At 69.8% G+C, this 18,415-nt stretch carries 17 protein-coding genes; 8 read left to right on the top strand and 9 right to left on the bottom strand.

The genetic code is table 11. The features are described 5' to 3' along the window. The first annotated feature begins 70 nt into the window (after positions 1 to 70). Complete coding sequence (gene trmFO / locus TCCBUS3UF1_RS08205) at positions 71 to 1,414, top strand: methylenetetrahydrofolate--tRNA-(uracil(54)-C(5))-methyltransferase (FADH(2)-oxidizing) TrmFO (RefSeq protein WP_041433840.1); 1,344 nt, start codon at positions 71 to 73, stop codon at positions 1,412 to 1,414. On the opposite strand, the gene TCCBUS3UF1_RS08200 is transcribed toward trmFO, so the two are convergent. The 6 genes from TCCBUS3UF1_RS08200 to uvrC all read right to left on the bottom strand — a co-directional run bounded on the left by TCCBUS3UF1_RS08200 (position 1,391) and on the right by uvrC (position 8,798). Continuing rightward, positions 1,391 to 2,836, bottom strand: coding sequence for a Mur ligase family protein (locus tag TCCBUS3UF1_RS08200; protein ID WP_014516052.1), 1,446 nt, complete (start codon positions 2,834 to 2,836; stop codon positions 1,391 to 1,393). The two genes, trmFO and TCCBUS3UF1_RS08200, sit on opposite strands and share 24 nt — an antisense overlap. Then, entirely contained in the window at positions 2,833 to 3,441 is a 609-nt protein-coding gene (locus TCCBUS3UF1_RS08195) for a deoxynucleoside kinase (RefSeq protein ID WP_014516051.1), read from the bottom strand. Before TCCBUS3UF1_RS08195 ends, TCCBUS3UF1_RS08200 begins: the two co-directional genes overlap by 4 nt. A gap of 2 nt (positions 3,442 to 3,443) precedes the next feature. Further along, the gene (locus TCCBUS3UF1_RS08190; RefSeq protein ID WP_041434014.1) at positions 3,444 to 4,043 is read right to left on the bottom strand and encodes a deoxynucleoside kinase; all 600 of its coding nucleotides are present in this window, start codon (positions 4,041 to 4,043) and stop codon (positions 3,444 to 3,446) included. A gap of 47 nt (positions 4,044 to 4,090) precedes the next feature. Beyond that, entirely contained in the window at positions 4,091 to 5,134 is a 1,044-nt protein-coding gene (locus tag TCCBUS3UF1_RS08185; protein WP_014516049.1) for a S1C family serine protease, read from the bottom strand. A 4-nt stretch (positions 5,135 to 5,138) separates the two neighbouring features. Further along, positions 5,139 to 6,926, bottom strand: a complete 1,788-nt coding sequence (locus TCCBUS3UF1_RS08180; RefSeq protein ID WP_014516048.1) for an arginine--tRNA ligase — start codon at positions 6,924 to 6,926, stop codon at positions 5,139 to 5,141. A gap of 84 nt (positions 6,927 to 7,010) precedes the next feature. After that, positions 7,011 to 8,798 carry an excinuclease ABC subunit UvrC gene (gene uvrC, locus TCCBUS3UF1_RS08175; protein WP_014516047.1) on the bottom strand — a complete coding sequence of 596 codons (1,788 nt, stop codon included), beginning with the start codon at positions 8,796 to 8,798 and terminating at the stop codon, positions 7,011 to 7,013. 14 nt (positions 8,799 to 8,812) lie between these two features. Here uvrC and TCCBUS3UF1_RS08170 point away from each other — a divergent pair, with 14 nt between their 5' ends. Beyond that, the gene (locus tag TCCBUS3UF1_RS08170; RefSeq protein ID WP_041433839.1) at positions 8,813 to 9,775 is read left to right on the top strand and encodes a dipeptidase; all 963 of its coding nucleotides are present in this window, start codon (positions 8,813 to 8,815) and stop codon (positions 9,773 to 9,775) included. Here the strand turns inward: TCCBUS3UF1_RS08170 and TCCBUS3UF1_RS08165 are convergent. Further along, entirely contained in the window at positions 9,758 to 10,162 is a 405-nt protein-coding gene (locus TCCBUS3UF1_RS08165; protein WP_014516045.1) for a PaaI family thioesterase, read from the bottom strand. The two genes, TCCBUS3UF1_RS08170 and TCCBUS3UF1_RS08165, sit on opposite strands and share 18 nt — an antisense overlap. 22 nt (positions 10,163 to 10,184) lie before the next feature. Between TCCBUS3UF1_RS08165 and TCCBUS3UF1_RS08160 the strand changes: the two genes are divergently transcribed. Genes TCCBUS3UF1_RS08160 through TCCBUS3UF1_RS08150 form a run of 3 tightly spaced genes read left to right on the top strand, consistent with a single transcriptional unit; the run spans position 10,185 to position 11,634 of the window. Further along, on the top strand, positions 10,185 to 10,817 hold the full coding sequence (locus TCCBUS3UF1_RS08160; protein WP_041433838.1) for an alpha/beta fold hydrolase: 633 nt from the start codon (positions 10,185 to 10,187) through the stop codon (positions 10,815 to 10,817). Beyond that, complete coding sequence (locus tag TCCBUS3UF1_RS08155; protein ID WP_014516043.1) at positions 10,814 to 11,176, top strand: alpha/beta fold hydrolase; 363 nt, start codon at positions 10,814 to 10,816, stop codon at positions 11,174 to 11,176. The genes TCCBUS3UF1_RS08160 and TCCBUS3UF1_RS08155 overlap by 4 nt, the downstream gene beginning before the upstream one ends. Before the next feature lie 26 nt (positions 11,177 to 11,202). After that, on the top strand, positions 11,203 to 11,634 hold the full coding sequence (locus TCCBUS3UF1_RS08150; RefSeq protein WP_014516042.1) for a hypothetical protein: 432 nt from the start codon (positions 11,203 to 11,205) through the stop codon (positions 11,632 to 11,634). 24 nt (positions 11,635 to 11,658) lie between these two features. Here TCCBUS3UF1_RS08150 and truD read toward each other — a convergent pair whose 3' ends face one another. Together truD and TCCBUS3UF1_RS08140 are read right to left on the bottom strand one after the other, a co-directional pair. Next, positions 11,659 to 12,717: a tRNA pseudouridine(13) synthase TruD gene (gene truD, locus TCCBUS3UF1_RS08145; RefSeq protein WP_014516041.1), complete on the bottom strand. Its 1,059-nt coding sequence runs from the start codon at positions 12,715 to 12,717 to the stop codon at positions 11,659 to 11,661. Positions 12,718 to 12,731: 14 nt separating this feature from the next. Further along, a complete protein-coding gene (locus TCCBUS3UF1_RS08140) occupies positions 12,732 to 14,447 on the bottom strand; it encodes a M3 family oligoendopeptidase (RefSeq protein ID WP_041433837.1) in 1,716 nt (571 codons plus the stop codon). A gap of 79 nt (positions 14,448 to 14,526) precedes the next feature. On the opposite strand from TCCBUS3UF1_RS08140, the gene TCCBUS3UF1_RS08135 reads away from it, so the two are divergent. From TCCBUS3UF1_RS08135 to TCCBUS3UF1_RS08125, 3 genes are read left to right on the top strand one after another with little or no spacing between them, the layout of a single operon-like run. Beyond that, positions 14,527 to 15,015: a YbjN domain-containing protein gene (locus tag TCCBUS3UF1_RS08135; RefSeq protein ID WP_014516039.1), complete on the top strand. Its 489-nt coding sequence runs from the start codon at positions 14,527 to 14,529 to the stop codon at positions 15,013 to 15,015. A gap of 20 nt (positions 15,016 to 15,035) precedes the next feature. Next, complete coding sequence (locus TCCBUS3UF1_RS08130) at positions 15,036 to 16,592, top strand: hypothetical protein (RefSeq protein ID WP_155983284.1); 1,557 nt, start codon at positions 15,036 to 15,038, stop codon at positions 16,590 to 16,592. A gap of 31 nt (positions 16,593 to 16,623) precedes the next feature. Beyond that, the gene (locus TCCBUS3UF1_RS08125) at positions 16,624 to 18,411 is read left to right on the top strand and encodes an RNB domain-containing ribonuclease (RefSeq protein WP_014516037.1); all 1,788 of its coding nucleotides are present in this window, start codon (positions 16,624 to 16,626) and stop codon (positions 18,409 to 18,411) included. The last annotated feature ends 4 nt before the right edge of the window (positions 18,412 to 18,415 follow it).

Below are 18,415 nucleotides of genomic sequence, written 5' to 3'. Positions count from 1 at the left end.
CGGACCTGCCGCCTTGGGGGCCATTATAGGCCACTTTTGCCTTTGCCTCCGGGGTGGTAAGCTCTAAAGGATGGAACGGGTGAACGTGGTGGGGGCAGGCCTGGCGGGGAGCGAGGCCGCCTGGACCCTGGTGCGCCTAGGGATTCCCGTGCGCCTCTACGAGATGCGCCCCCTGCGCATGACCCCTGCCCACAGCACGGGGGGGTTTGCCGAGATCGTCTGCTCCAACTCCTTGGGCGGGGAGGGTCCTGCCAACGCCAAGGGGCTTCTCCAGGCGGAGATGCGCCTCCTGGGCAGCCTGGTCATGGAGGCGGCGGAAGAGGCCCGGGTTCCGGCTGGGGGGGCTTTGGCCGTGGACCGGGAGGCCTTCAGCCACCTCATCACGGAAAGGCTCGGCCAGCACCCCCTGGTGGAGGTGGTGCGGGAGGAGGTGGCGGAGGTTCCGGAGGGCCTCACCGTCTTGGCCACGGGCCCCCTCACCTCCGAGCCCCTGGCCGAGGCCTTGCGGCGCCGTTTCGGCGACCACTTCCTGGCCTACTACGACGCCGCAAGCCCCATCGTCCTCTACGAGAGCATTGACCTGAGCAAGTGCTTCCGCGCAGGCCGCTATGGCCAGAGCGCGGACTACCTCAACTGCCCCCTGACGGAGGAGGAGTACCGCCGTTTCTACCAGGCCCTTTTGCAGGCGGAAAAGCACCTCGGCCATGACTGGGAGAAGCTGGAGTTCTTTGAGGCCTGCGTGCCCGTGGAGGAGCTGGCCCGGCGGGGGTACCAGACCCTTCTCTTTGGCCCCATGAAGCCCGTGGGCCTCAAAGACCCCCGCACGGGCCGGGAGCCTTTTGCCGTGGTCCAGCTGAGGCAGGAGGACAAGGCGGGGCGGATGTGGAGCCTGGTGGGCTTCCAGACCGGGCTCAAGTGGCCGGAGCAGAAGCGCCTCATCCAGATGATCCCGGGGCTGGAAGGGGCGGAGATCGTCCGCTACGGGGTGATGCACCGCAACACCTACCTGAACGCGCCCAGGCTGCTTTGGGAGACCCTGGAGTTCCGGGCCCAGGAAGGGCTTTTCGCCGCCGGGGTGCTGGCGGGGGTGGAGGGCTATTTGGAAAGCGCCGCCACCGGCTTTTTGGCCGGGCTCAACGCCGCCCGGCGGGCCCTGGGCCTTTCCCCGGTGGCCCCGCCGGAGGAGAGCATGCTGGGGGGGCTGGTGCGCTACCTGGCCACGGCCAACCCCGAGGGTTTCCAGCCCATGTACGCCAACTGGGGCCTGGTCCCTCCCCTCGAGGGCCGCATGGGCAAGAAGGAGAAGCGAGAGGCCATGTACCGGCGGGGCCTGGGGGCCTTTGCCGCCTGGCTTTCCGCCCTCCGTCCCCCCCTTCCCGGGGCCCGGGAGCTAGCCGAGGCCCAAGGAGGCTAGGGCTTCCTGGGCCACGGCCTTCTCGTCCCAGGGGAGGGCTTCCCCGCCCCGTTCCAGGGTGCGTTCGTGCCCCTTGCCCGCCAGGAGGACGGTGTCCCCGGGGCGGGCTTCCCGCAGGGCCCGGAAGATGGCCTCCCGGCGGTCGGGGACCAGGGCGTAGCGCCCGCCTTCCCGTTCCGCGGCCTGGGCCAGGGCCTGCAGGATGGCCTCCAAGGGCTCCCCGCGGTGGTCCTCCTCGGTGAAGAAGGTGAGGTCGGCCAGGCGGGCCGCCACCCGGCCAATGTCCTCCCGCCGCCTTGGGTCCCGCTCCCCCGCCGCCCCCACCACCAGGAGGAGGCGGCCCCGGGTGGTGCGGCGCAGGGTGGAAAGGGCGGCCTCGAGGCTCTTCCCGGTGTGGGCGAAGTCAATGACCACGCGGAAAGGTTGCCCTTGTACCACCTCCATCCTCCCCGGAACCCCGGGGAAGGTGGCCAGGCCCTGGAGAACCCCCTCCAGGGGAACCCCGTAGAGGAGGGCGGCGGCGGCGGCGGCCAGGGCGTTGTCCACGTTGTAGGTCCCGAGGAGGGGCAGGAAGACCTCCCCCTGGCCCCAGGGGGTGTGGAGCCGGAACCCCACCCCCCCCTCCTCCTCCCGCACCCCTTGGGCCCATACCTCCCCCCCGGGCCCCACCAGGAGATGGGGCCGGGACCGCAGCCCTTCTAGGTGGGGTAGCCCTGTGTGCAGCACGGCCACCTCCGCCCGGGCCACCAGGAGGGCCTTGGCGGCAAAGTAGGCCTCAGGGGTGCCGTGCAGGTCCAGGTGGTCGTCGGGGTAGAAGCTCACGAAGACCCCGATGCGGTAGCCCAGACCCTCCACCCGCTTCAGGGCCAGGGCATGGCTGGAAACCTCCAAGACCGCCGCGGAAAGTCCCCGATCCGCGGCCTCCCGCAGGAAGCCGTAGACCTCGGGGGCCTCGGGGGTGGTGAAGTGGCCCACGGGCGGGCGGGCTTCCTCCCCCAGCCGCAGGCCCACGGTGGAGAGGAGGGCCGTACCCACCCCGGCCCCTTGCAGGAGGTGGTGGAGGAGGCTCGCCGTGGTGCTCTTCCCCTTGGAGGCCGTAACCCCCAGGAGGGCTAGCCTCCGGTCGGGTTCCCCGTAAAACCGCCGGGCCAGCTGGGCCAGGGCCAGGCGGCTATCCGCCACCCTCAGGTAGGGGACGGGGAGGGTGAGGTCCCTTTCCCCCACCACGGCGATGGCCCCCCGGGCCAGGGCCTCGGGGATGAAATCGTGCCCGTCCAGGGGCTTGCGGTGGGGAAGGGGGACCCCGGGGGCGGCCACGAAGACGAAGCCGGGCTCCACCCGCCTCGAGTCCAGGGCCAGCCCCCGCACCTCCAGCGGGGGGGCCGGGAGGCCAAAGGGGGCGAAGAGTTCCTCTAGGGTCATGGCCGGATTAGGGGGCGGAGGGTCTCCAGGAGCGCCTTCCGGTCCTCTGCCCTCTCCACAAAGTCTAGGGCATCCGCCTCCACCACGTGCACGGGGCAGAGGTCCCAGGAGGCGATGAGCTCCTCGTAAAGCTGCCCCAGGCCCAGGAGGTAATCCTCGGGGATGGCCCGTTCAAAGGGCCGCCCTCGCTTGCGGATCCGTTCCTTCAGGGTGGGAAGGCTGGCCCGCAAGTAGAGGAGAAGGTCGGGTTTCCGGAGGGCTGGGGCAACGCTCTGGAAAAGGTCCAGGTAGGTCCGCCAGTCCCGCTCCGAGAGGTGCCCCTGCCGGTGGAGGTGCCGGGCGAAGACCCAGGCGTCCTCGTAGACGGTGCGGTCCTGGACCACCCGTGGGGCCCCGTTCACCTCCAAGAGGTGCTGGCGCAGCCTCCGGGCCAGAAAAAAGACCTGGGAGTGGAAGGCGTAGGTGCCCATCTCCCGGTAGAAGTCCTCCAGGTAGGGGTTCTCGCTCACCGCCTCGTACACGGGCTTAAGGCCAAAGGTTTCCGCCAGGAGGGCGGTGAGGGTGCTCTTGCCGCTGCCGATGTTGCCGGCGATGGCCAGGTACATGGCTAGACGCCCAGGGAAAGGTGGGCCTTCACCCGCGCCACCACCTCTTCCTGGTCCGGCCCCGCCACGCTGTAGTCCAGGGCCTCGGTGGGGAGGACCAGAAGGGGGTGGGGGTAGCGGGCGAAGTGGCGCTCATAGGCCTCGGATAGGGCTTCCAGGTACCCTGGGTCCATCCCCTCCTCAAAGGGCCGCCCCCGTTTGCGGATGCGCTCCAGAAGCACAGGCACGGGGGCCTTCAGGTAGACGGTGAGGTCGGGCGGGGGGAGCTTGAGGGAAAGCTCCCGGTAAAGCTCCAGGTAGAGGTCCCACTCTGGGCCTTCCAGGTTGAGGCTGGCGAAGATGGCGTCCTTGTCAAAGAGGTAGTCCGCCACCACCCCCCCGAAGAGGGGCCGTTCCCGCAGGCGGGAAAGCTGGCGGTAGCGGGAGAGGAGGAAGAAGACCTGGGCCTTGAAGGCGTAGCGCTTCCGGTCCTGGTAGAAAAGGGGGAGGAAGGGGTTTTCCTCCACCACCTCCAAGAGGGGCTCGGCCCCTAGGCGTTGGGCGAGGAGCCTGGCCAGGGTGGTCTTGCCCGCGCCGATGGGGCCTTCAATGGCGATGTACACCCCCATATCCTTACCGGCGCCCCCCCTTTCCCGCAACCCCAAACCCCCTACCGGCGGGGCCGGGCCACCAGGGTCAGGGTGGCCTCCAGCCGCCTCCCCTCCCGCCAGAGGGTGAGCCGGACCCGGTCCCCGGGGCGGTAGCGGGCGATGAGCCGCACCACCTCGGCCTTGTCCTTCACCGCCTTGCCGTTTATGGCCAGGATCACGTCCCCTAGGGCCAGCAGCCTCCCCTGGGCATCCCTTTGCGCCCCCCTCAGCCCCGCCCGGGCCGCCGGCCCCCCGGGCTCCACCCGGTCCACCATGGCCCCTTGGGTGGTGGTGAGGCCCACCGCCCGCAGGAGGACCGGGGGGAGCTCGTCCAGGCTTACCAGGCTGGCCCCCAGCCACCCCCTCTGGGGGATGCCGAAGCGCTCCAGGTCCTGGACGCTTTGCGCCACCAGCTCCGCGGGGATGGCCACGCCAATCCCCCCCACCCCGGAGGGGCCCCCCACCACGTCGGCCACCACCCCGATCACCTCCCCCTGCAGGTTCAGGAGGGGGCTGCCCGAGTTGCCCACCGTGAGGGGGGCATCGGTGAAGAGGTACTCCCCCACCTCGGCCCCCACGCTGGGGTCGGGGGTGGGGACCTCGAGGGGGCCCACCCCGGCCAGGATGCCGTAGGAGGCCAGGGGGCCTTGGCCGTAGGGGAAGCCCACCAGCACCACCCCCATCCCCAAGGGCAGGCTGGCCGTGGGGACCTTGCTGAAGCCGAGAACCCCCGGGGCCTGGACCCCCCGCACGGTGAGGAGGGCCAGATCGATCCCCGGGTCCACGGCGAAGGGTTCGGCGGGGAAGGTGCGCCCATCGGAGAGGCGCACGGTGAGGTCGGCGAGGTCCTGGACCACGTGGTAGTTGGTCACCACCCGGAAGGGGCTCACGAAAAACCCCGTGCCCACCACCTGTTCCCCCCCCGGGGTGGTGGGCGAGCCCTGGACCCGCACCACCGCGGGCAGGGCCTTTTGGATCACCTGGCTCCGGGCCACCTCCTCGGGGGAGACCAGGCGCTGCCCCAGGGCGAAGAGGAGGAAGAGGGCCAGGAAGAGGAGGCGCATGGCCTTACATTACCTCAGGGGCGGGGATGCCCAGGAGGGAAAGCCCCGTCTGCAACGTGGTCTGCACGCTCCCCACCAGGCCCAGGCGGAGCTCGCGGAGGCCCTTAGGGGCGGTGAGGACCGGGGTGGCGGCCTGCCCCCCTTCCTTGGCGTTGTAGTAGGCGTTCCAGGCGGCGGCCAGGTCCAAGAGGTACTGGGCCAGGACGTGGGGCGTTTTCTCCTCGGCGGCTTCCAGGACGGCCTCTTCAAAGTCCAGGAGGGCGAGGGCCAGGTCCCGCTCGTAGGGGGTGGCCTGGGCAAGGTCCAAAGGGGCTCCTTCCCCTAGGCTTCCGGCCTTGCGCAGGATGCTGTGGGCCCGGGCGTGGGCGTACTGGACGTAGGGGCCGGTGTCCCCCTCAAAGGAAAGGGCCTCGCTGTAGCGGAAGTCGATCTGCTTTTTGGGCTCGGTCTTCACCATGGCGAAGCGGATGGCCCCCAGGGCCACCATCCGGGCTGCCTCCTCCTTGGCGGGGTGGGCGGGGTTTTTCTCCTGGACGATGGAAAGGGCCCGCTTGCTCGCCTCCTCCAGCACCTCGTCCACGCTCACCGCCAAGCCCTTGCGCCCCGACATCTGCCGGCCTTCCAAGAGCACGGTTTCGTAGGCCAGGTGGAAGGCCCCCTGGGCCAGCTCGGGGTGGCCCGCCAGGGCCAAGGCAGCCCGCACCAGGGCCTGGGGGTGGCTCTGGCGGACGTCGATGACGTTGATGGTCTCCCGCGCCCTGGGGGTATAGGCCTCCCCCTCGGGGGCGCTGGTGCGCAGGCCGGGGTAGTGGGGGTTTTCGTAGGGACGGAAGCGTAGCCCCTCCAGAAGGCCCATCTTCCAGAACTGAAAGGCGATGTCCTTGGCGTAGTAGGTGGCCGCGCCCCCGGAGCGGACCAGGACGAAGTAGGGGTCCTCGAGGCCCGGGATAAAGGGGCTGGCGTCCATCACCAGGGCCCCCGCGTACTTGCCCTCGGAGGGGCGGAAGACGTGGGGGCTCTTCTCCAGGATTTCCAGGGCCTTGCCCAAAAGCCCTGCCCGCACGATGTCCGACTCCCAGACCAGGAGGTCGTAGTGGGCGTTCAGGGCCCGCATGGTCTCCATCTGGGCCAGGAGGATGCGGTTCACCTCCTCCCGCAACTCCCCCCGCTCCAGGGCGTGGAGGACCTCGGCGATGCCTTCCTGGAGGGCCTCGTACTCCGGGTCCTGGTGCAAGCGCACGTAGGCCCGGCCCGCGAAGTGGTCGTACTTCTCCTTTCCGTCCCAGGCCAGGCGGTAGTGCCTCAGGGCAAAGAGGGTTTCCGCCGCCTGGCGGCCCGTATCGTCAATGTAGTTGAGGACCAGGACCTCCCGCCCGGCGTAGGCCAGGATGCGGGCCAGGGCATCCCCCAGGGCGATGTTCCTGAGGTGGCCCACGTGGAGCTCCTTGTTGGGGTTCACCGAGGTGTGCTCGATGAGCACCAGACCCTCCCGCTTGGGCAGGGGGGCTTTGGGGCGCAGGGCCTCCCGGAGCAGGTCCTCCGTGCGGATCCGGAAGTTCAGGTACCCCCCCACGGGGATGGCCTCCTCCACGAAGGGGGGCAGGTCCAGGCGGTCTTTGAGCTCCAGGGCCAGGGCCTGGGGGGGGCGTTTAAGCTCCTTGGCCAGGGCGAAAAGGGGAACCCCGTAGTCCCCGGGCTTGTCCTTGGGGGCCTTGGCCACCCGGGGCCTTAGGTCCAGGCCCATCTCCTTTAGGGCGTGGTGGATAGCCTCTTCCAGGGCGCGGCGCACCATCAGGGGGTCATCATACCCCGGCGGGGCGGTGGGGTTCTGGGGGATCTACCGGAGGCCTGGAAGGGTCTAGGCCCTTGCCGGGCCTCACCCGGTGGGACCTCCGGACTGGGAAAGGGCCGCCTTGAGGGCCTCAGCCGCCTTCCGGGTCATCCCCGGCAGGCGGGCCAGCTCCTCCAGGGGGGCTTCCTTGAGGGCCCCAAGCCCCCCGTAGCGCTCCAAAAGCATCCGCCGCCGGGCCGCCCCGATGCCGGGGATGCCCTCCAGGACCTTGAAAAGCTCCCGGCTCCGGTCCTTTTGGTGCTGGCGGAGGCCGTTTTGGTGGGCCTCGTCCCGCAGGTGGATGAGGAGCCTCAGGGCGGGGTGGGTGAGGGGGAGGCGGATCTCCCGCCCCTCCGGGGTGATGAGCACCTCCTCCCGCTTGGCCAGGCCCACCAGGGGTAGCCGCAGCCCCGCCCGCGCCAGGGCCCTTTCCGCTGCCCGCACCTGGCCCAAGCCCCCGTCGATGAGGAGGAGGTCGGGGAGGGGCATTTCCTTGAGGCTTCCCGTGAAGCGGCGGAACACCCCTTCCTCCATGGCCTGGTAGTCGTCGTTGCCCGCCCTGAGGCGCATGCGGCGGTACTCGGCCTTTTTGGGCCTCCCTCCCTCAAAGACCGCCAGGGAGAAGACCCGGGCCTGGCCCTGGAGGTGGCTTATGTCGTAGGCCTCGAGGCGGAAAGGGCGCACGGGAAGCCCTAGAAGGTCCTTTAGGGCCTGGAGGGCCGGGTGGTCCCCCCGCCGCTCCCGGAGCTTGAGCTCGCTCTCCAGGGCCAGGCGGGCGTTCCGCTCCGCCAGCTCCAGAAGCCTCAGCTTTTCCCCCTTCTTGGGCACCCGTACCTCCACCTTCCGCCCGGCCCGGCGGCGGAGGAGTTCCGCCAAGCCCTCCAGGTCCTCCAGGGGGAAGGGGAGGAGGATCAGGGGGGGGAGGGGGGAGGCCTCCAGGTAGTGGTCCCGCAGGAAGGCCCAGAGGATCTCCTCCTCCTGGGCCTCCTCCTTCTCCACCACCCGGCTGATCCGCCCCAGGATCCGCCCCCCCCGCACCTGGTAGAGCTGGACCACGGCCAGGCCTCCCGCCCGGGCCAGGCCCAGGAAGTCCAGGTCCCCCATCCCGGGGTCAAAGGCCTGCTGGTGGGTGGCGAAGAAGGCCTTCAGGGCCTCCATCTGGTCGCGGATCTCCGCGGCCCGCTCAAACTCCAGCCTGCGGGCGGCTTGGCGCATCCTTTCCTCCAGCTGGCCCAAAAGCCAGTCCACCTTGCCCTCCAAGACCGCCTCCACCTGGCGCACCACCTCCCCGTAGGCCTCGGGGTCGGCCAGGCCCACGCACGGGGCCAGGCACCGCCCCATGCTGTGGTTCAGGCAGGGGTAGCGCCGCCGCTTCATGGGGTAGCCCGAGTTCTTGCGCAAGGGGAAAAGGCGGTCGATGAGGGTCTTGATGCGTCTTAGGGCCCCCGCCTCGGGAAAGGGGCCATAGTACTTGGCCCCGTCCGCCTCCACCCTCCGCACCACCAGGAGGGTGGGGAAGGCCTCCTGGGTAAGCTTGAGGAAGGGGTAGTGCTTGTCGTCCTTGAGGAGGACGTTGTAGGGGGGTCGGTGGGCCTTGATGAGGTTGGCCTCGAGGAGAAGGGCCTCCACCTCGTCCCGGGTGGCGATGAAGTCCAGCCCCGTGGCCTCCTGGGCGATGCGCAGGGCCTTGCCCTCGGCGTGGAAGTAGCTCCGGACCCGGGCCCTTAGGTTCTTGGCCTTGCCCACGTAGAGGACCTCCTCCCCCCGCTTCCAGAGGTAGACCCCGGGGGTTTCGGGAAGGGGAGGAAGCTCGGCGGGCCGCACGCCCCCCATTGTAGAGTTTCCCCATGGAGCCCGTCATGGTGGACGCCCACCTGGACCTGGCCTATAACGCCCGCGCCCTGGGCCGGGACCTGACCCTCCCCTTGGAGGCCCTTCGCGCCCAGGATCCCCACCCCGACACCCCCCTGGTGAGCCTGCCCAGCCTGAGGGAGGCGGGGGTGGCTGTGGTCTTCGCCACCCTTTTCGCCGACCCCCGGGCGGGGGGGCGGGAGGACTGGGAGGAGGAGGTCTGGGCCCAGCTTCACCTTTACGAGGCCTGGGAGGCCCGGGGCCTGGTCCGCCTCCTGCGGGAGGGAAAGGACCTGGAAGGGCATCTGGCCCGCTTTCCCCAGGACGGGGTCCCCGGGCTCATCCTCCTCCTGGAAGGGGCCCACGCCTTGGCCTCCCCGGAAGCCCTCCTGCCCCTGAGGGAGCGGGGGTTGCGCCTCCTTTCCCTCACCTGGGCCACGGCCAACCCCTACGCCGGGGGCAACGCCGAGGAGGCCCCCCTCACCGAGGCGGGGAGGGCCCTTTTGGAGACCATGGCCGCCTGGGAGATGGCCCTGGACCTCTCCCACCTGGCGGAGGCGGCGGCCTGGGAGGCCCTAAGGGCCTTCCCCGGTCCCGTCTGCGCCACCCACGCCAACCTGCGTGCCCTGGTGCCCACTCCCCGCCATCTCCCTTATGGCCTTCTTCTGGCCCTCCGGGAGCGGGGTGGGGTGGTGGGCCTGGTGCCCTACAACGCCTTTTTGCACCCCGGCTGGAGGCGGGGGATGCCCCGGCTTCCCCTGGCCGCCTTCCTCCAGCACAAGGCGCGGGCCGAGGCCCTCCTGGGGGCGGAAGGGGTGGGCTTGGGCACGGACTGGGACGGGGGGTTTGGCCTCGAGGCCGTCCCCCTAGGCCTGGACCGCCACCGGGACCTCCGGGGGCTAGGGGGAGGGGGCTTCCTGGGGGAGAACTGGCTCCGCTGGCTACGGGGCTGGTTCTAAGGGCACCACGGCCAGGGTGCAGCGGCTTGCGGCCACCAGGCGCTCCTCCTCGTCGTAGACCTTGACCTCCCAGACCTGGGTGGTGCGGCCCCGGTGGAGGGGCCGGCCCACGGCCCGGATGGTCCCGGAGGATTTCCTGCGGATGTGGTTGCAGTTGATCTCCAGGCCAAAGGCGGCGTGCCCCGGGGGGCAGTTGAGGAAGCCCCCGACGCTGGCCACGCTTTCCGCCAAGGCCACCGTGGCCCCTCCGTGGAGGAAGCCGAAGGGCTGGTGCACCTTGGGCCCCACGGGAAGCTCGGCCACCACCTCCTCCGGGGTGAGCTTCAGGTAGCGCACCCCCAGGGTCTGGTCCAGGGTTTCCCGGCCGAGGACGCTTTGCAGGTCCATGCCCTGGAGTATAAAGGGGGGCGTGGGCGAGGTGCGCGTCTTTCCCGGGCGGCTGGCCCCCCCTTCGGGCCTGGGGTTTTTGCAGGGCCTTCCCTCGGAGGAGGGGCTCCACCTCATCGCCTTTGCCGAGGGGGCCCTACCCGCCCTGCGCACGGCCTTCCAGGAAGGGGCCCGAAGCCTCACCCTCCTTTCCCCCATCCTGCGCACGGACCCCCTTCTTGCGGCCAAGCTGGCCGCCTTGCGCTTCGCCCTCGAGGCGGGCGGGGTGGAGGGGTTTGCCCGGGTGGCCCGGGCCTTCCTCTTTGGCCCCCGCACCGTGGGGAGCGAGGAGATCTTGGCCGCTTGGAAGGAAGGCCTTTCCCCAGAGGGGATAGCGGCCTGGTTGGCGGAGGTGGGGGCCCTGGGAGACCAAAGGCGCTGGCTCCGGGGTACCGGGGCCCGCCTCCTGGTGGTCCAAGGGGCCCTGGACGCCCTCACCCCGCCCCTTTACGGCCAGGAGGTGGCGGACTTCGCCAAGGGGCAGGCCCTCCGCTTTACCGTGGAGGGGGCAGGCCACCTGGCGCCGTGGGAGGCCCCGGAGGAGGTGGCGGAGCTGGTGGCGGACTTCCTTCTGGGGGAGAGCTTTCGCCCCCTGCCCGGAGGGCTGGCCCTATGAGGCGCACGGGCTATCTGCACCTCTACGGGCTCAACCTGGTCTTTGACCGGGTGGGGAGGGGCCTTGCGGTCCTCCTCCTGGCCGAGGAGGCGGCCTGCTGGCCCGAGCCCTTGCCTGCGGGCTACACCTTCTACCTCCTGGACCTCCCCGGGTACGGGCGCACCGGGGGTTCCCCCATGCCCCCTGAGGAGCTGGCGGAGTACGTGGCGGCCTTTTTGGTGATGGCCAACCTGGGCCGGCCCCCCATCCTGGTGCGGGGCTTGGGGGAGGCGGTGGGGCGGGTTCTGGCCGAGCGGGGTTACCCGGTCTTTTCTGGGGAAAACTTAAGTGAAGCCTTGTTCAAGGTAGGCTCTCTCTGATACCATGACCCCTAGGAGGTGGGGTTATGAGGAAGCTTTTGGCGTTGGTGGTGGCCTTGGGCCTGGCTATGGCCCAGCTTTCCCTGGAAGGGTTGAAGCCCTCCGCGGCGGTTTTGGGGGGTAGCCAGGGCTTTGGCCTGGAGGTGTCTTGGCACTGCCTCCTCTTCCAGCCCCCCGCTGGGGAGGTGCGGCCGGCCTTGGACCTGGCCTACACGGTGGACGGAAAGGTCAACGGGGCCTTCCTCTTCCGTTACCTCTACCCCGTGGCCGAGGGCCTGCGGGCGGGCGTTGGCCTGGGGGTGGCCTTCCCGGGCTTTAGCAGCCCCAACCTGTACTTCCGCGCCGATGCTGAGTACGACCTGAGGGCCCTTCTGGGGGCTCCCGTGTTCCTGGGCGGGGACCTGGGCCTGGCCGGAGGGACCTTGGCCGCCCAGATGAAGCTCGGCTACCGCTTCTAGGGCAAGTTCCCGGAGGGGGAGGGCCTAGCCCTCCCCCTCCTCGCCTTCCGGGCTATCCCCTGCGTCCACCTCCACCTTCATCACCTCCCGCAGAAGGCTGGTGGCGTAGGAGCCCTTGGGCAGGAAGAAGCTGAGCCAAAGCCCCTCGGGGGCTTCCTCCACCCGCCATTCCTCCAAGGGAACCCGGATGGGCCGCCTCGCCCCCCGGCGCAGGGCAAAGTCCTCCCGCCTTAGGCCATAGCGGACCAGGACCTCGTCCTCCAGGGCCCGGGCCTCGCCTTGGGCCTCGGGGTACTTCTTGCCGAAGAGGGGGCCGGTGGCGCTGATCTCCAAGCGGAGGGCCCTTTCCGCCTCCTCCGGGCGCTCCACCAGGAACTCCCCGCCGGTGGCGTGCTTTTTGGCCCAGTCCCCGGGGATCACCCGGTCGTAGAGGCCCCGTTCCAGGCGCAGGGCCAGCCAGTCGTTGAAGAGGAGGCTCTGCAGGCTTCCCACCAGGAAGCGCTTGAGCCAGGGGCTTCCCCGGCCCTTGCCCCCCTTGACCAGCTCGTACCCCCGCACGGGGTTCAGGCCCCCCAGGCCGAAGCGCTGGGGCCCGTAGTAGTTGGGTACCCCCTTGGCCTGAAGGACCCTCAGGATGGCCTCGGCCCGCTCCTTGGGCCCGCCTCCCCGGATGAGGATGCGGAAGCGGTTGCCCTTGAGGTGGCCGGTGCGGAGCTTGTTGGCGTGGAGCCCCGCGTCCAGAAGCCGCACGCCCCGGAGCCCTTCCAGGAGGCACAGGGCATCCTCGTACCTTTTGGGGATGGAGAACCACTGGCGGGTGCGGGCGTGCTTGTCCTTGAGCCCGGCCACCCCGATTTCCTTCTCCGGCACCCCCACCTGGTCCCGCAGGAACTCCAGGACCTGGCGGGTGGTGAGGCCCTCCTTCTCCAGCAAGAGGTAGAGGTGTTCCCCTTCGCCCTGGGGTAAGTAGGCGGGGACCTCCTCCACCTGGAAGTCCTGGGGGAGGAGGCGTAGGGTGCCCCCTACCCCGGGGAGGTCCGGGGTGAGGAAGGGGTAGCGTTCGGGGCGGTAGACGAGGTCCATCCCCCCATTTTCCCCTAGGGGAGGGCTTCCAGCCAAGAGCGGATCACCCCGAAGCCGTAGCGGAAGAAGGCCTCGGAGCCGAGTTCCACCCCGGCCCGGGCCAGGATCTCCTTGGGGCTGGAGCTTTCCCCGGCCTCCAGGACCTCGAGGTACTTGGGCACGAAGGCCTCCCCCTCCTCCCGGTAGCGCCCGTAAAGGGCCAGGACCACCAGGTATCCGAGGGCGTAGCTGTAGGTGTAGAAGCGGTAGTGGACGAAGTGGGGGATGCCCGCCCAGGCGGCCTGGTCCAGCTCCGTCCAGGCCACGGCGTCCCCGTAGAGGGCCGCCTGTTCCTCCTGCCAGAGGCCGTGGAAGGCCTCGGGGGAGAGGGCGGCTTCCCGGCGGGCCTCGAGGCTCCGCCGCTCAAAGAAGGTGTACATCACCTGGCGGAAGAGGGTGTTGATGGCGTCCTCCACCCGTTCGGCCAGGAGGAGGGCCTTTTCCTCCCCGGAAAGCCTTTCCATCAGCAGGTCGTCCAGGAGGATTTCCGCAAAGACGCTGGCCGTTTCCGCCAGGGGGGTGGAGGCCCCGAAGTTGAGGAGGCGCTGCTTCCGCGCCAGGTAGAAGTGCACCCCGTGCCCCAGCTCGTGGGCCAGGGTGTGGGCCGCGTCCAGGTCGTCCGTGTGGTTGAGGAGGATGTAGGGGTGGGTGGAGGGAAGCCCTCCGCTGCAGAAGGCCCCGCCCCGTTTTCCCGGCCTGGGGTAGACGTCCAGCCAGCGCCGCCCGAAGAACTCCCGGGCGATGGCCTCCACCCTGGGGGAGAAGCGGCGGAAGGCGGTGAGGACCAGCTCCCGCGCCTCCTCAAAGGGCACCTTGGGCTTTTCCCTCCGCAAGGGGGCCAGGAGGTCCTGGCTTGGCACCTGGGGTAGGCCAAGCCGCCTGGCCTTCCAGCGGTAGTAGGCCTCCACCAGGGGATAGTGTTCCCGGGTGGCCTCGAGGAGGGCCTCGATGTCCCTTACCTCCACCTCGTCCCTGAGGGCCACGGGCTCCAAGGGGTGGCGGTAGCCCCTCAGGCGGAGGTCCTGGAGGTAGTCCAGGTAAACCGCGTTGAAGACCGAGGCCAGGGTGGGGGCTTCGGCCATCAGCTTCCCGTAGAGCTCCCGGTGGGCCTCCCGGCGCACCGCGGGGTCAGGGTCGCGGCGGAGGGCCCGGACCTCCATCTCCGTGAGCTCCCTGCCCCCCACCTGGAAGCGGAAGCGGCCCGTGTACTCGGTGTAGAACTGGCTCCAGGCGCTCCGGCCCACCAGGCCCTTGAGGTTGAGGAGCTCCTCCTCCCGCTCGGAGAGGGTGTGGGGGGCGTAGGCCCGCTGCCGCAGAAGGAAGTGGCGGAGGTCGGCCAGCTCTGGGCCCTCCAATAGGGCCTGGAAGGCCGCCTCGGGGAGCTTGCGCAGGGCCACCTCGAGGGGCACCAGGCGGTTTCTCACCTCGGTGTAGCGGTTCCGCACCCGGTCCAGAAGGGCCTTGGCCTCGGGGTCCTGGGTGCGGGTGGCGAAGTACAAGGAGGCGTAGTTCAGGGGCTTGTAGGCCTTCTCCAGGGCCAGCTCGTAGCGCCGGAAAAGGGCCTCGGCCTCCTCGGGCTGGCCTAGGGCCTCCGGGGAAAGGGTTTCCGTGAGGCGCAGGGCTTCCTCCAGGTCGGCTTCCAGCCTGGGGTCCTGGGGGCCTGCGTAGAGGTCCGAGAGGTCCCATTCCATGAGGGCCACTATACCCGGCCTGGGGGCGTAAGGAAGGTGTAAGGCACCCCGGTTAAGGTAGGGGTAAGGAGGGATGGGGATGCGCGGGTTGGGGAACGGGGCGGCGGGGAAGGTGGGGTGGGTGCTCCTGGCCTTCTGGCTGGGCCTTGCCTGGGCCCAAGGGCCTCGTGCCGCTTTGGCGCCGCGGGAGGCGGAGGGGCTCCTGCAGGCCTGGGGGTATACCTATGAGAGGATAGAACGTGGGGGGCAGGTCTACTACGCCCTGCGCATGGCAGAGGTTAGGGCCTTGCTCCTCCTCTTGGACTGCTCAGAGGGAGGCTGCAGTTCCCTGCAGCTCTACGCCGTGTTTGGCCTTCCAGATGGGCTTCCTCTAGAGCGGATCAACGAATGGAACCGCCGGTACCGCTTCAGCCGCTCCTATCTGGACGAGGATGGGGATCCCGTGCTGGAAGCGGACTTGGACCTAACGGGGGGTGTGGCCGACGCGGCCATACGGAACTTCCTGCAGACCTTTGAGCTTAGCCTCCGGACTTTTATGGACTGGATCGGCTTTCGTGGGGGTAGGTGATGGGAGGGTTCGCCAGGCTTATGGGTGGCCTATGCCTTCTGGGGCTGGCCCTGGCCCAAGGGGGACAGGACCACCGGGATGCCCTGCACGGCTTTAGGGTTTTCCTGCCCCAGGACTATAGCCTTCGCGTGCGGGACTACGGCCTTTTGCTGGGGGACCTCGAGGCCTTCCTCCTGGTGCGGGGGATGCCCCTAAAGGGGCCCAGGGAGGCGGTGGCCCTCCTGGTCCAGGAGGCCCAAAGGGTAGCCCAGGCCCGGGCCCGGTACCACTTCAAGGAGGTTCCAGGCGGGCTTCTCCTCCTGATCCAGGGGCTTTCCTACCCCTTCCCTCTGGCGGAGGAGATGGCCGCCTTGCCTCCCCCCGCCTACCAGGACCCCTTCCTCCTCGGCCTCCGCTACGAGGCTTCCCACCTCCTTCTTCCCGGGGCCAAAAGCCTCCTCCTGGTGAGCGCCTACCTGCCCACCGACGCCTCTTTTGAGGTCCGGAAGCGGCTTTTTTCCGCCCTGCGCTCCCTGGAGTTCCTGCCCCAGGAGGCCCGGGTGGCCTACGGGGTCCAGGCCGTGCGGGACCCCCTTCTGGGGATGGAGGCCTTCCACGCCAAGGTGCCCCAGGGGTACGCCTTCCAGGCCGGCCTGGTGCCCGTGGGGGAGAGCGCCGGGGCGGTGCGGGACCTGGTCTACCTCCTCCAGGGAGAGGGGGTTTTCTTGCGCAAGGAGCGGGTGTTTGCCCTGGCCTACGGCGTGCAGACGGGCTTTGGCGGCAATGCCAGCACCCTCCTGGGGTGGAACGGCCAGAAGGCCCAGCTTGCGGGCTTCCTCTGCCCCAGGGGGCCGGAGGAGGTGGCCCGGTTTCTCCTGGAGCTTTGGCGGCAGGAGACGGGCAGGCCCTGGCAGATCCGCAAGGCGGAGCCCTATCCCCAGCCCACGGGCCGGGTCTTCCGCCGCATCCAGGAGCTGCACGAGGCCTACTGGGCCTCCATGACCGCAGGCCTTCCCGTGCCCCTTCCCCAGCAGGAGCGGTTCGCCTTCGCCCTGGAGGCTGCTTCGGGAGGCCTCCTGCGGCAGGCCATGGTGGCGGGCTTGGTCACCTCCATGGGGGAAGCCCAATGGGTGGCCTCCAGCGCCTACTGTGACTGGCGGGGGGAGGTTTACCTCAAGGAGGGCCGGGCGGAGGCCCTGGCGCGGGCTAACCCCGTCTTCTTGGGTTTCCAAGCCGGGATCCGCTCCCACCCCGAATGGCCCTGGCGGGAGGCCCTAAGGGCCCGGCGGGCCAGCATAGAGGAAACCGAGCGCGTCCTCCGCTGGGTGCGGGAGCAACAGGAGTTCAACACCTGGATGCGCCAGAGCTGGGCCAACCTCCTCTCCGACCAGACCTACGTGCGCGACCCCAGCACCGGGGAGGTCTTCCGGGCCTACAAGGCCTCCTTTGACACCGGCACCTTCTGGCGCGACCCCGTATTCGGCGGCGTGGTGGGGGCGGTGGAACGGGGAGGGAGGCTGGAGGAGATGCTGCGCCAGGGGGGGTGGCGGCAGCTGGAGGAAAGCCTCTCGGGCCTCCCGGGCACCTGGCGGAGGTGAGGGAAAGCGGCAGGGCGTTATCCTTAGGGGCGTGGCCGCGCTCGTCGTCTACAAAGGGAAGCCCGCCCTGGCCGAGGAACGGGGAGAGAAGCTGGAGTTGACCCTTCCCGAGGGGGCAAAGCTAAGGGTCCGTCCCAAGGACGTCTTCTTCCTCCACCCGGGCCCTGCCCGCCTGGACCTTAAGGTGCCCGAAGGGGAGGCCGAAGCCGCCTGGGAGCTCCTTCAGGGCCAGACCGTGAGCCTTAGGGAGCTGGCCGAGCTGGTCTACGGAGCCTACACCCCCGAGACCGCCTACGGGGCCTACCTCCTGGCCCAGGAGGGGGAGCGCTTCGTGCTGGAGGGGGAGGGGGTGCGGGCCCGCACCCCCGAGGAGCTAAGGGCCCTCCAAGAGGCCAAGCGGCAGAAGGAAGCCCGGGAGCGCGCCTTCCAGGAGGGGATAGCCCGGATCCGGGAAGGGAAGCCCAGGGAGGAAGACCGCCCCCTCCTCCTCGAGGTGGAGGCCCTGGCCCTAGGGGAGCGGCGGGAAAGCCGGGTCCTAAAGGCCCTGGGCGGGCCGGAAACCCCTGAGGCCGCCCACGCCCTCCTCCTCCGCCTTGGGGTGTGGCGGCGGGAAAACCCCCACCCCAGGCGGCTTGGCCTTCCCCTGGCCCCTCCGGACCTGCCCCTTCCCCCCCTTCCCGAGGAGGCGCGGGAGGACCTCACCCACCTCCCGGCCTTCGCCATTGACGACGAGGGGAGCCAGGACCCGGACGATGCCGTCTATGCCGAGCGGGTCGAAGAAGGGTTCCGCCTCCTGGTGCATGTGGCCGACGTGGCCGCCATGGTGGCCCCGGGAAGCCCCTTGGACCAGGAGGCCATGCGCCGTGGGGCCAACCTTTACCTTCCCGAGGGCACGGTGCCCATGCTGCCCCCTGGGGCCACGGAGGCCCTGGGCCTGGGCCTGAGGGAGGTTTCCCCGGCCCTCACCTTTGAGCTTTGGATTTCCCTGGAAGGGGAAGTCCTGGAGGAGCGGGTGTACCCCAGCTGGGTGAGGGTGGAGCGGCTCACCTATGGGGAGGCCTTGGGGGTTTCCGCCCTTAAGCCCCTCAAGGAGCTGGCCCAGGCCTTCCTGAGGAAGCGCCTGGCCCAGGGGGGCCTGGACATCGCCCTGCCGGAGGTGAAGGTCCGCCTCGAGGGGGAGGCCATCCGCATCACCCCCTTGCCCCCTTACGAGAGCCGCCTCTGGGTGCGGGAGGCCATGCTCCTTGCCGGCTACGCCGCCGCCCACCTGGCCCTGAGGGAAGGCCTGCCCTTCCCCTTTGCCACCCAGGAAGCCCCCAGCCGGAGGATGGAGGGGGAGGGCTTAGCGGCCATGTGGGAGCAGCGCAAGGCCCTAAAGCGGGCCCAGCTCAAGGCCGTACCCGCCCCCCATAGGGGCCTGGGCCTGCCCCTCTACGCCCAGGTGACAAGCCCCCTAAGGCGCTACCTGGACCTGGTGGCCCACCAGCAGCTCCGGGCCTGGCTCAGGGGGGAAAAGCCCCTCTCCCAGGGGGCGCTTTTGGAGCGGGTGGGGGCGGCGGAGGCGGTGGCCGACCTGGTGCGGGAAGCGGAGCGCAAGAGCAAGCTCCACTGGACCCTCCTTTACCTCCTGGAAGGGGGCTACGAGGGCCCTGGGGTCCTGGTGGAACGGCGGGGGGGGCAGGGGGTCTTCCTCCTGACGGAACTGGGCCTCACCGCCCAGGTGGCCCTTTCCCAGCCCCTCCCCCTGAACGCCGAGGCCCGCCTCCGCTTCCTGGAGGCGGACCTGGCCAACCTGGAGGTCCGTTTCGCCCTGGTCTAGGCCC

It is taken from the genome of Thermus sp. CCB_US3_UF1, assembly GCF_000236585.1.
In the GTDB taxonomy this organism is placed as follows: domain Bacteria; phylum Deinococcota; class Deinococci; order Deinococcales; family Thermaceae; genus Thermus.
The sequence above is the reverse complement of the archived record's forward strand: the minus strand, read 5'-3'. Positions and strand labels throughout refer to the sequence as shown.